Source organism: Butyrivibrio sp. VCB2001 (assembly GCF_000423965.1).
Classification (GTDB): domain Bacteria; phylum Bacillota; class Clostridia; order Lachnospirales; family Lachnospiraceae; genus Butyrivibrio.
Map to the genome: position 1 here is coordinate 21,716 of NZ_AUIZ01000008.1, position 12,393 is coordinate 34,108.

The following is a 12,393-nucleotide window of genomic DNA, read 5'->3' on the forward strand; positions in this document are numbered from 1 at the left end:
TATTTTTTTCTTATGTAGGGAGGAGAATTATATGTTGAAGAAATTCAATAGAATTCTGGCTTTTCTTCTTGCTGTGGTCCTTGTTATCACAACTTTTAATAGTGATTTCAATGGCTTAAGAGTATTTGCCGGTGAAGAAGATGAGATCACCGTAGATGCTCCAAAGGCTGAAGAGGCAGAACTTCCATCAATCTTTGAGGAAGTTGATGAAGAATCTGTTGTTACCGAGAATGCAGAGGTGGCAGATTCTGATATTCAGAATGATCAGGTGGAAGAAATCGTCGAAGAAAACAAAGAAGACGAAAATCAGGTAGAAGATGCCGAACAGGCAGCTGAGAAAGAAACCGAGGAAGATGCCGAAGAGGCTGAAACAGAGGAAATAGCTGAAGAGGCTGAAACAGAGGAAGTTAAGGAAGAAGTTAAAGAAGAAGTTGCTAAGGATCTTCCTTTCTTTGCTGATACTACTATCGCTGAGGACGGAATCAAGATTTCTCTTTATGCAGCAGAGAATGTTCTTCCTAACGATGCACAGCTTGAAGTCGTTAAGGTAGAGAGCAGTCTTGAAGAGAAAATTGCTGAGACTATCGATGGTGAAACAGAAGAAGGCGTAGAGGTAGAGAAAACCTACTCTTATGACATCAATATCAAGTCAGAGAGCGCAGGTGGATATGTACAGCCCGAAGATGGAACTGTAAGAGTTACTTTCGAGAACATAGTAGCTGCTGAGTCAGATGATACATCACTGGCTGTTTATCACGTTGAGACTTCAGGTGATGAGGTTACTAATGTTACTGAGGTTGCTTCTGCTAATGAAGATGCCACAGAGATCAAATTTGATGCTGAGCACTTCTCAATCTACACTGTAACAATTTTTGGAAATGGCTTTAATTCTAACGCACATTATGAATTTAATGCCGGTGTATATGATGTTGATGGTAGTCCTATAGATAAGAATAATTCTATTCGTAAGGTTAGAATTGATGAAGTAGGATATATTGAACATATCTTTTATTATGAAAGAGTTGGATGTATTGCTGCATCAAATGTAGCGCCTGTAATGGACGGATATGTTTTTGATCATGCTGCTTTAGGTGAAAAAAACATCACTTATTTCGTTTCAACTGATGCCAGGGTTGCACTTGATGACAATACTTTGACTACAATTCCTGTTGATTCAGAAGAAGCTGTTAAATTCTTCTATAAAAAGGTAGAACCAGGTACATATTCAACCACAAGCCACATTGATCTTGGATTTACTGATGAAGAGATTCCAACAATTGAGAAGGCATTTATCACTATTAATGGAGTTGAGTATAGACTTAGAAGCGGAATTGATGAGTCAGATCTTGATGTTAAAGAGTTGAGACTTGCACTTCCTGCAACAAAAGACGGCTATACATTAAGAAAAGTATATTCATCAAATGAGATAACATTCACTGTCTATGTTCAGGGTAATCCAAAGCCATATATTCATGTTGCAACAGAAGCAGAAAACAAAAACGCATATGAGAGATGTGTAAATGCTCATGATTACAGGCAGAATGAATTTGGATTCGATTATAAGTTCAATTTTGTTACTGACTTTAATTATGGTGCAACTGTAACTTACCACAGCAACTTTGGTAATGATGTAGCAACTGATCCTTATAGCGTTAAGTGGGAAACAGAAGATCAGGATGGCAAGGGAAGTCATACACTACTTACCTATGATGCAACTAAGCTTCCTGCAAATGAGCATGGAACATTCAAGGGCTGGGGTGTAATGGAGAATGGTTCAGTTGTCCTTACATATGAGCTCAAAGATGGTGCCTTTATTCCTGAATCTGTTGATGTAAGTAATGATGAAAACATTGACCTTTATGCTGTATGGGATGAGGATACTAAATATACTGTTACATACAGGGGAATATATTATATCGATGGTAAGCTTGTCAGAACCAGAGATTTGGCGACTGTTCAGCTTTATGAGAATTCAGAATTAACCAGAGATGAAGCTGTTAACTATGTTAGCAAATACAATTTTGGTTTTGATTTTGATAATCTTTACAACGATTCATATTATTCAGAATTATTTACGGGAATCACTGCACTTAAGAAAAATGTAACTATATATGCCAGATTCAAAAAAGGTGATGATAGGAAGGTCTATTATTTCCTGTTAGGATTGAAGATGGGACTGAATGATCCTCAGGAGGGACCACAACCTGTCGAAAGATATTATCCTGACGAAAATGGAACCGCGTATTATATTTGGTCAGGCAATGCTAATAATATAGATTCGATAGATGAGCAGTATATTTCCTATCAAGATTCATATGGATATAAATCTGTTTTTGACTGGGAGGGTATTAACAAGGATATCGTTGGCTATACCTATGATGAGGGCATTGAGGATACTATTTCATCTTATGTAGATACCACTTATAGCAGCGAAGGAAGCAAATTTGATGCCAGTGATATAATCTGGTATGTCTATAAGAAACAGTCAGATGCTAACCATATCGATGGATATGTAACATCTTATGTAACTTATCATGCTAATCTTCCTGCAAATGAGATTTATGAAGATGAGCTTTCATACGAAGATGAAAGAGCAAGATTTGGAACCAATAAGATTGTCCTTGAGAATAATTATTTCACAGCTAAGAATCCTAACTATGAATTCTTAGGATGGGATACAAATCCTGATCTTGATCCTGAGAAGGAGACACCAGAGTACCCTGTTGCTGATCTTGCAGCAGAAGTAAAGCCAACAGTACTTCTTGACAAGAAGGTACACCTCTATGGAATCTGGAAAAAAGCAGATAAGCCTTATAAGCTTATAATCAAGATTCAGTCTGATTCTGAGGGTGATGATGTTGATAAGACAGTCGTTTACGATGGAAGCTTACATTACGGCGGAGTAAAAGTTACTGTAGATTCACATGTAATCGCAGATGAAGGATTTTCATCAAAGGTTAAGAAGGCTGTATCCAGATTATTAAGTCTTGGAGTACTTACAGTTCATGCAGCTGATTATCCGAAAGAGGAGACTCCTGTCGATGCAGTTGACATTGAGGTAACTGAAGGTCTTACAGTACATGTTGCTGGAATTAAGGAAATAGCTGATCCAGGTCTTAATGTTGGCGACTACGATGTAAATCTTGATTACAGTGGTATGACAATTACTACTGAGTATGAAGGAAAGACAGTAGACGTTAAGGATCTGTTTGTTGTAGAAATCGAAGGAAAGAAGTCGACCGGAGAAGAAACTGAAACAGAGAGTAATCCTGAGAAGGCAAAAGAGAAAGATACAGAGGTTGTTGCACAGCTTCATGTAGTTAAGAGAAATGTAGTTCTTTCATCAGGCAGCGCAAGCAAGGTTTATGATGGAACAGCTCTTACAAAGGATGGAGTCAGTGTTTCAGGTGATGGATGGGCTAATGGAAACATAAGAGGTCAGGAAGGCGCTACATATAATGTAACAGGTTCTCAGACTGAAGTTGGTAGCAGTGGCAATCCATTTACTTACACTCTTAAGAGTGAGAATACTTTTGCAGAAAACTATAACATCACAACTAACTTTGGAACACTTACTGTTACACCTCCCGGAGGCAACGATAATCCACCACCGGAGGATACTCCTCCAACAATAACACCTCCTGCAGAGGGACAGGTACTTGGAGCAGTAAGACCTGTTGATGGAGCAGCAGTTCTCGGAGCTAGAAGAGGTCGTACAGAAGATTCTGCAAACACTCTTGGAAGAATTATAACAATTATTGTAGCAGCAGGTATTGGCTTTACAATGATATTCATCAAGAGAAAGAAAAACGAAGAATAAGCCTACTACATAAGAAAAAATATAAGACGTCTGGCCACTGATGTGGTCAGGCGTCTTAGTTTTTAGATTTAATCGCTTATTAGTTTAAGAGATGATATATCCGGTGAAATAGCCATGGAATAATTGGTGTAATAAACAACAAATCCAGGTTTAGCTCCATTAGGCTTTTTCACATCTTTTCTTTGAAGATAGTCTATTTCAACCTTTTCCTGATTCTTTCCTTTTGAATAGAAGCCTGCAAGAGCTGCAGCTTCTTCAAAAGCTCTGTCAGGAACTTCTTTGCCTCCGGTCAAAAGAACTACATGAGAACCGGGGATCTTCTTGGCATGGAACCACCAGTCACCACCGTTTGCTGTCTTAAAGGTAAGTTCATCGTTTTGAATATTATTTTTTCCTACATAAATATCAAAGCCATCGCTGGAGAGGTAGTGGAAAGGAGCACTCTTGACCTTATCATTCCGTCCTTTTTTACCTGATACATGGGATTTAATATATCCGCTTTCTGCAAGTTCCTGCCTTATCTGAGCCAGGTCAGTTTCTTTCTGTGCAATATCGAGAGAAGTAGCAATAGACTCGAGCTGTTCAATAGCTTCAGCCACTTCTTTCATCTGCTCCTCAAGAGCTTCCTGAGTTCTCTTTAGCTTAGTGTATTTGTCAAAATACTTCTTGGCATTCTGATTAGGTGTAAGAGTAGGATCCAGGGGAATAGTAATATCTTTTCCTGTGTTATAGTCATTGACTGTGATGGATTTATCGCCTTCTTTAGCACTGTAGCCATAGGTATTCAGAAGTTCTCCATAGACTCTGTATTTATCTTTTTTCTCGGAATCTGCCATCTGCTTGGACTGAAGGTCATATTTCCTGACATTACGCTCAAGAGCAGTCTGAACGATTTTTCTAAGGTCAACTGACTTTTGACGGATTCTTGTGAAAGTGTTTTTTTCAGAATAATACTGTTCAATAAGTGAAGAGATCGAATCGCATTCTTTTATCATCCATGAGCTATCAGACTCAGAAAGGCCTTTTCCGAAACCATAAAGTGTAAGAGGGATGGAAGAGTATTCCTTGGGAGCACTGCCATCATAGTAAATTGCAGGATTATAGTTGCCTGATTTGATACACTCAACTATATCTCCAAAGTGTCTGTAGATAGAAGTAGATTCCTTTGTATCTAAAGCAATGGCTGATTTATCAGCGTCAATTCCGGCTCTAAAGCAAATTTCCTGAGCGATAATAGGAGATATTCCGGTATAACTGGAATAGATTGCCTTAAAGACAGGCATTCCTTTGCTGAGCACAAGTGAAGAAAACTCATCAGCTGTGGTTGCGAGCGGATTAGCTTTCTCTTGAGAGGGGATAAAATATGTTCTCCCGGGGAGAACCTCTCTTACAGAACTCACAGATGCAGGAATATGCTTAATAGAGTCGATTATAACGTCGTTTTCATCTGTAAAGATAATATTACTGTATTTGCCCATGATCTCGATTATGAGGGTTTTATGGCGCAGATCGCCCATTTCATCTAAATGCTCAACCTCGAAGCGAATGACTCTCTCAAGACCGCCGGGCTGTGTTATGGATATGATTCTACCGTTTTGTATATGCTTTCTTAGAAGCATGCAGAAGTTAGGTGCAGTCATAGGAGATGCTTTTGTTTCATCTGTAAGATAAACGAGTGGAAGAGTAGCATCTGCTGAGAGCACCAGCTTTGTCTGTTTGATTCCGAATTTATCTGCTGCTTCAAAAGAGAGTTTAACAGTGATAAAAAGCTCATCACTCTCAGTCTGCGCTATTTTGTATATTCGTCCTCCGACAAGCAGGTCGGAGAAATCCTTTGTAAGGTTTGCAATTGTAATTCCGTCAAATGCCATTTCAAATGTTTCCTTTTCAAATAATAAATGCATGACTATTATACAGTAAAATAGCATATTTGGTTGAGATTTTTTGAAATTGCTGATATAGTATTTTAGTATACATTTTGGAGGATTAGCTATGGAAAACGAAAAGAAGATAATGCTCTCCGGCATTCAGCCAAGCGGAGATTTACATTTGGGAAATTACCTTGGAGCCATTAAGAACTGGGCAGACAGGGTAAATGATTTTGAGTGCTATTACTTTATGGCAGATATGCACACCATCACAGTAAGACAGGATCCCAAGGAACTCAGAAGACGTTCTCTTGAGATGCTTGCTCTTTATATTGCATGCGGACTTGATCCTGAGAAGAACACTCTTTTCCTTCAGTCACATGTTCCGGCTCATGCACAGCTTGGATGGGTTCTTGACTGCTATACTATGTTCGGCGAGCTTAGCCGTATGACTCAGTTTAAAGACAAATCCGAGAAGCACAAAGACAATATCAATGCCGGTCTTTTCACATATCCTTCTCTTATGGCTGCAGATATTCTTCTGTATCAGCCTCATTATGTACCTGTAGGAGAGGATCAGAAGCAGCACGTAGAGCTTACTAGAAATATTGCTGAGCGTTTCAATAATATTTATGGCGATGTGTTCAGAATTCCTGAACCTTACATTGCTAAGACAGGTGCTCGTATTTATGGCCTTACAACTCCAGGCTCCAAGATGAGTAAGTCAGAGCCTAACGGATGTGTATTCCTTATGGATGAGCCTGACGTTGTAATGAAGAAGTTTAAGAGAGCAGTAACAGACTCCGATACAGAGAACTGCGTAAGATACGACAAGGAAAACAAACCCGGTGTTGCAAACCTTATGAATATCTACTCAACAATCACAGGAAAGACTTTTGAAGAGATTGAGAAAGAGTTCGAAGGACAGGGCTATGGTGCATTTAAGCCTGCAGTAGGAGAGGCAGTTCTTGAGACACTTAATCCTATTCGTGAAGAAGCTAAGAGACTTATTGCTGATAAGGCTTATCTTGAGAGCGTATATAAAGAGGGTGCCGAGAGAGCATCTTATATTGCAAACAAGACACTTCGTAAGGTTTATAAGAAGATCGGATTTTATCAGCTCTAATTTAATTATGATGATATAAAGGGAAACGCCGCTTTCATTTACTGAAAGCGGCGTTTTTAAAAGGATTAGGAGTTGAAATGAAAAATAGAATTACTGTATTTAAGGATTAAAGGCAGCTCTGGTATGCAGCCTTAGCACCCTCGGTGCGGATCTTCTTAAGATCAGCAATAACTGTATCTGTAAGACCATCAATCTTGTTGAGGTCCTGATCCCACATCTTTTCATTGCCAAGGACAGCCTTTACAAGGTCTTCCTCAGAATCATTCTTGTGGTCATAGAAGAACTCAATTGCCCATCTGTCATCATTTACAGTGTAGGTATTACCTGCAGGTCTCTTGCATACAAGTCCTGCATCTGTAAGTTCCTGTACATCATTTGAATAGAAAGCGATATATGCTGCAAGTGACATTGTCAGGCAAACAGGAAGCTTACCATTCTTATCAATATACTGAAGGAATGAAGGCATATTTCTAGCTTTCCACTTACTTGTTGAGTTGAGTGAGATTGACATAAGCTCGTGGTTTACAAAAGGATTGTTGAATCTGTCCTTAACAGCAGCTGCGAACTGATTGAGGTCATTCTCATCAAGGTGATCAACGAGAGTAGGAATAACCTCCTCATTGAGCATCTTGTTCATAAAGCCTGAAACTGCATCATCCTGCATGCAGTCACGTACGATATCAAATCCTGCAAGGTAAGCACCAAGGACAAATCCTGTGTGAGCGCCGTTGAGGATACGAACCTTACGATGCTTGTATGGCATTACATCCGGAACAACATGTACATTTACGCCGGCTTTCTTAAATGGAAGTCTGTCTTCAAGGCCTTCAGGTCCTTCGATGATCCATACACCAAAGATCTCACCAACATCGATAAGCTCGTCATGATATCCGTTCTCAGCTTCAAGCTTCTCAACTTCCTTAGGATCACGGATTCTTCCGGGAACAATTCTGTCTACAAGAGTAGAGCAGAAGATGTTTTCATTATTTATCCAGTTCTTAAACTCATCCTCAAGTTTCCACTGGTCGATGTACTGATTAACGCACTTTAAAAGCTCTTTTCCGTTATTATCTATAAGCTCGCAGGAGAGAACAACGATGCCTTTCTTACCTGCCTTAAATCTTCTGTAAAGAACCTGTGTGAGCTTTCCGGGGAAGCTGGCTGCAGGCTGATCAGCAAAATTGCATGAAGGATCATAAGCAATACCTGCCTCAGTTGTGTTGGAAGCAATAATATCGAGATCATCGCTTTCAGCAATTTCCATAATTCTGTCGAAATCGCTCTTTTCATATGGATTCAGACAACAGTCACATGCTGAGATAACTCTTTTTGCATCAATTTTCTGACCATTTTCGCTACCTCTGAGATAGAGGGTATAAAGACCTTCCTGCTTGTTTACAAGCTCTGTAAGACCCATTGAAATAGGCTGTACAAGTGCAACCTTACCGTTGAATCCGGCCTTTTCATTACTGATGTCAAAGAAATAGTCAACAAATGCACGCATGAAATTGCCTTCACCAAACTGAAGAACCCTGATAGGTGCATCCTTTAAAACATACCCCTTGTACCCGGATTTTTCGAGCACGTCATAGTTTAATAACTCCATAAAGATTTACCTCCTGTAATGTAACCGCTTACAATTATTTGCGTTTAAATTCTTTTCTAAATATTGTTATAGCAAATTATGTAAGCGTTTACAATAGTAAAATTTTAATAATTTTTAATTCTGTCTTTTGGCACAGTTACGGATTTCGTTGACATTGACCTTGAAATTGCGTTATATTATAATAACTTGTGTAAATTTATACCCAAAATAAGGGGGATTACTAGATATGGTCTGCAGTATGACTGGTTTTGGCAGAAGTGAAGTCACAGAAGGTCAGCGCAAGTATATTGTTGAGCTTAAGTCTGTTAACAACAGGTACCTTGATATTAATATAAAGATGCCCAAGAAGTTCAATTCTTTTGAATCAGCGATAAGAGCTGAACTCAAGAACTTCATGAAGCGTGGCAAGGTCGATGTTTTCATTAGTTATGAGGATTTTTCTGAATCAGAATCCAGAGTTAAATATAATAAGGCTATCGCTGAAGAGTATTTCAATTATTTAAAAGAGATGGCGGATGATTTCGGACTTGATAATGATGTGCGTATCTCAGTACTTTCAAGATTTCCGGAAGTATTTACTATGGAAGAAGAGGAACTTGACGAAGAAGAGGTTTGGAGCGGAATCAAGAAGGCTCTTGATGAGGCAGGCAAGCAGTTCTTAGAGTCAAGGACAAGAGAGGGCGAATTCCTTTCTAAGGATTTAAATGCCAAGCTTGATGGTATGTTTGAGAATGTTGAATATATCACTGAGAGATCTCCTGAGATCATCACTGAGTACAAGGCTAAGCTCAGAGAGAAGATTGCAGATCTCTTAGAGGACAAGCAGGTTGATGAGAACAGACTTGCAATGGAAGTTACCATCTACGCTGACAAGGTTTGCGTTGATGAGGAGCTTACAAGACTTAGAAGTCACATTCTTGCTACTAAGGAAGCTCTTTCTACAGGAGATGACAAGGACGGAATAGGCAGAAAGCTTGATTTCCTGGCACAGGAGATGAACAGAGAAGCCAATACAATTCTTTCAAAGTCCACAGATCTCAAGATTTCAGACAGAGGAATCGCGCTTAAGACTGACATTGAGAAAGTAAGGGAGCAGATACAGAACATTGAGTAATCGCAAAGGTATAATAATAGTTGTTTCAGGATTTTCCGGTGCCGGTAAGGGCACTCTGATGAAAGAGCTGACCAAGAAATACGATAATTACGCTCTTTCAGTATCAGCTACAACCAGAAACCCGAGGCCCGGAGAAGTTAACGGCAGAGAGTATTTCTTTGTAACAAATGAGGAGTTTGAGAAGCTCATTAATGAGAACGGCCTCATAGAACACGCAGGTTACGTAGATCATTACTACGGAACTCCCAGAAAGTTTGTAGAAGATAAGCTTTCACAGGGAATAGATGTTATACTTGAAATAGAGATTCAGGGAGCTCTTCAAATTAAAGAGCAGTATCCTGACGCAGTACTTCTTTTCGTAATGCCTCCATCAGTTGCTGAGCTTGAAAAGAGACTCAGAGGACGTGGAACAGAGACTGAGGAAGTAATTCTTCAGAGGCTTAAAAGAGCTAAGGAAGAGTCCGTAGGAATCGAGAAGTACGACTATCTTGTTATCAATGATGACCTTGAAAAGTGCACAGAGAGGCTTCATAGTATAATAGAAGCAGCTCACGGAGCACCTTCAAGAAATCTTGATTTTATAGAAACCATCAGAAATGAGCTTAATGGGTTAAATTAACCTTTAGCTTGTATATGCGGTTAATACCGCAGGAAAGGAATAAAATGATACACCCTTCTTATGTAGATCTTATGAATGTAGTAAATAAGGAAGTTGAAGAGGGCGAGCAGCCTGTAATCAATTCCAGATATTCAGTAGTTATGGCTACTGCGAAGAGAGCAAGACAGATCATTGCCGGTGACGAGCCAATGGTTAAGGTTAAGGACAAGCAGAAGCCTCTTTCAATTGCAGTAGACGAGATGAACCAGGCACAGCTTCGTATTCTTACAGATGAGGAGAAGGCAGCCCTTCTTTCAGAGAACGAAGAGACAGCCGCAGCTGAGGAGACAGCAGAGAACGAATAATATGAAAATATTTTTTGTTTCGCTAGGATGCGACAAAAACAGAGTTGATACCGAGGTAATGCTTGGAATGCTCCAGGCACGCGGTTACAGCTTTACAGATGATGAGGATGAAGCAAAAGCAGCAGTTGTAAACACCTGCTGCTTTATAAATGATGCCAAGCAGGAGAGTATAGATACAATACTTGAACTCTCAGAGCGAAGGAAAGATGGCAGGCTTCAGGCACTTATAGTTACAGGTTGTCTTGGCCAGAGATACCAGGATGAGATACAGAAGGAGATTCCTGAAGTAGATGCAATCCTTGGAGTTACTTCCATGGACAAGGTAGTTGATGCTATCGAAGCTACTGTAAAGAGAAACAAGCTCTTTTCCCATGAAAACTACTTCGAGGACATCGACAAGCCGGCTAAGGGCGGATATAAGAGAGTTATCACTACAGGAGGACTCTTTGATTATCTCAAGATTGCGGAAGGCTGTGATAAGCATTGCACCTACTGCATCATCCCCAAGGTAAGAGGCAGATATCGCAGTATTCCCATTGATGAGCTTCTTATTGAGGCAGAAGACCTGGCGGAAGGCGGAGTTACTGAGCTTCTCGTCGTTGCTCAGGAGACCACCATCTATGGAACAGACCTGTACGGAAGAAAGATGCTTCCGGAGCTTTTACGAAAGCTCTGTAAGATAGAGGGCTTTAAGTGGATAAGAGTATTGTACTGTTATCCTGAAGAGATTGACGACGAACTTATAAAAGTCATGAAGGAAGAGCCCAAGATATGTCATTATCTTGACATCCCCATTCAGTCAGGGTCTGACAGGATCCTTAAGCTGATGGGAAGAAGAACAAGCAGCGCCGAGATAAGAGCGCTGGTTTCGCACCTTAGAGAAGAGATTCCGGACATCTGCATCAGAACTACACTGATCAGTGGATTCCCGGGAGAGACTGCCGAGGATCACAAGCAGACAGAAGAACTTGTTAGTGATCTTAGATTCGACAGATTAGGGGTATTTACTTACTCTCAGGAAGAGGACACACCGGCTGCCACAATGCCGGATCAGGTTACTGAGAGAGTAAAAAACACTCGCAGAAACAAACTTATGCGAATTCAGCAGAAGATCGCATTTGAAGCTGCGGAGGACATGGTAGGAAAAACTGTAAGAGCAGTTGTGGAAGGCAGGATCACAGATGCTGATGATGACGATGGCCTTTCATACGTAGCAAGAACTTACAAGGATGCACCGGATATCGATGGATATCTTTTTATAACAGGAGTGCAGAGGGAGCTGATGACAGGGGATTATGTTGATGTCCTTATTACCGGCTCGAACGAATATGATTTGATAGGAGAGCTGAAAGATGAATTTACCAAATAAGTTAACTGTAGCAAGAGTAATTCTTATTCCGTTTTTTGTGTTTTTCCTTTTAAATGATTCAATGAACCCATACTTTAAGTGGGTTGCGCTTGCAATCTTCATTGTTGCGAGCCTTACTGACCTTCTTGACGGCAAGATTGCCAGAAAGTACAACCTTGTAACAGATTTTGGAAAATTCATGGATCCCTTAGCTGATAAGCTTCTTGTTTGCAGCGCAATGATCGGCCTTATTGAACTTGGCAGGATCGAGGCGTGGATCGTAATCGTGATCATTGCAAGAGAGTTCATCATCAGCGGATTCAGACTTATTGCAGCAGATAACGGAAGAGTTATCGCGGCAAGCTATTGGGGAAAATTTAAGACTACATTCCAGATGTTCATGGTAATCCTTATGATTGCCAATATCGGAATGACACCATTTCCGCTTATAACACAGATCATCAAGTGGATAGCTCTTGTCCTGACTATCGTTTCACTTGTGGACTACCTTATCAAGAATAAGGACGTAATGAGCGGTCCCTTTTAAG

At 40.1% G+C, this 12,393-nt stretch carries 9 protein-coding genes; 7 read left to right on the forward strand and 2 right to left on the reverse strand.

Annotated features, from left to right (window positions below; translation table 11 throughout):
- The first annotated feature begins 31 nt into the window (after positions 1-31).
- The gene (locus G589_RS0109750) at positions 32-3,820 is read left to right on the forward strand and encodes a hypothetical protein (RefSeq protein WP_026522000.1); all 3,789 of its coding nucleotides are present in this window, start codon (positions 32-34) and stop codon (positions 3,818-3,820) included.
- A gap of 68 nt (positions 3,821-3,888) precedes the next feature.
- Here G589_RS0109750 and G589_RS0109755 read toward each other — a convergent pair whose 3' ends face one another.
- On the reverse strand, positions 3,889-5,691 hold the full coding sequence (locus tag G589_RS0109755; RefSeq protein WP_026522001.1) for an Rqc2 family fibronectin-binding protein: 1,803 nt from the start codon (positions 5,689-5,691) through the stop codon (positions 3,889-3,891).
- 121 nt (positions 5,692-5,812) lie between these two features.
- Here G589_RS0109755 and trpS point away from each other — a divergent pair, with 121 nt between their 5' ends.
- Entirely contained in the window at positions 5,813-6,814 is a 1,002-nt protein-coding gene (gene trpS, locus G589_RS0109760; RefSeq protein ID WP_022765591.1) for a tryptophan--tRNA ligase, read from the forward strand.
- A 106-nt stretch (positions 6,815-6,920) separates the two neighbouring features.
- Here trpS and G589_RS0109765 read toward each other — a convergent pair whose 3' ends face one another.
- Positions 6,921-8,420, reverse strand: a complete 1,500-nt coding sequence (locus G589_RS0109765) for a tagaturonate reductase (RefSeq protein ID WP_026522002.1) — start codon at positions 8,418-8,420, stop codon at positions 6,921-6,923.
- Between the two features lie 226 nt (positions 8,421-8,646).
- Here G589_RS0109765 and G589_RS0109770 point away from each other — a divergent pair, with 226 nt between their 5' ends.
- The 5 genes from G589_RS0109770 to pgsA are packed head-to-tail and all read left to right on the forward strand — an operon-like array spanning position 8,647 to position 12,392.
- A complete protein-coding gene (locus tag G589_RS0109770) occupies positions 8,647-9,534 on the forward strand; it encodes a YicC/YloC family endoribonuclease (RefSeq protein WP_026522003.1) in 888 nt (295 codons plus the stop codon).
- Complete coding sequence (gmk, locus tag G589_RS0109775; RefSeq protein WP_026522004.1) at positions 9,527-10,153, forward strand: guanylate kinase; 627 nt, start codon at positions 9,527-9,529, stop codon at positions 10,151-10,153. Before G589_RS0109770 ends, gmk begins: the two co-directional genes overlap by 8 nt.
- A 44-nt stretch (positions 10,154-10,197) precedes the next feature.
- Positions 10,198-10,497: a DNA-directed RNA polymerase subunit omega gene (rpoZ, locus tag G589_RS0109780; RefSeq protein ID WP_022767004.1), complete on the forward strand. Its 300-nt coding sequence runs from the start codon at positions 10,198-10,200 to the stop codon at positions 10,495-10,497.
- A 1-nt stretch (position 10,498) separates the two neighbouring features.
- Positions 10,499-11,866: a 30S ribosomal protein S12 methylthiotransferase RimO gene (gene rimO, locus G589_RS0109785; protein WP_026522005.1), complete on the forward strand. Its 1,368-nt coding sequence runs from the start codon at positions 10,499-10,501 to the stop codon at positions 11,864-11,866.
- Positions 11,850-12,392: a CDP-diacylglycerol--glycerol-3-phosphate 3-phosphatidyltransferase gene (pgsA, locus tag G589_RS0109790; protein WP_026522006.1), complete on the forward strand. Its 543-nt coding sequence runs from the start codon at positions 11,850-11,852 to the stop codon at positions 12,390-12,392. Before rimO ends, pgsA begins: the two co-directional genes overlap by 17 nt.
- The last annotated feature ends 1 nt before the right edge of the window (position 12,393 follow it).

Excerpts from the sequence above, each read along its gene's own strand:
- G589_RS0109750 (WP_026522000.1), top strand. The coding sequence starts at position 32 with ATGTTGAAGAAATTCAATAGAATTCTGGCTTTTCTTCTTGCTGTGGTC.
- G589_RS0109755 (WP_026522001.1), bottom strand. The coding sequence starts at position 5,691 with ATGGCATTTGACGGAATTACAATTGCAAACCTTACAAAGGATTTCTCC.
- trpS (WP_022765591.1), top strand. The coding sequence starts at position 5,813 with ATGGAAAACGAAAAGAAGATAATGCTCTCCGGCATTCAGCCAAGCGGA.
- G589_RS0109765 (WP_026522002.1), bottom strand. The coding sequence starts at position 8,420 with ATGGAGTTATTAAACTATGACGTGCTCGAAAAATCCGGGTACAAGGGG.
- G589_RS0109770 (WP_026522003.1), top strand. The coding sequence starts at position 8,647 with ATGGTCTGCAGTATGACTGGTTTTGGCAGAAGTGAAGTCACAGAAGGT.
- rpoZ (WP_022767004.1), top strand. The coding sequence starts at position 10,198 with ATGATACACCCTTCTTATGTAGATCTTATGAATGTAGTAAATAAGGAA.
- rimO (WP_026522005.1), top strand. The coding sequence starts at position 10,499 with ATGAAAATATTTTTTGTTTCGCTAGGATGCGACAAAAACAGAGTTGAT.
- pgsA (WP_026522006.1), top strand. The coding sequence starts at position 11,850 with ATGAATTTACCAAATAAGTTAACTGTAGCAAGAGTAATTCTTATTCCG.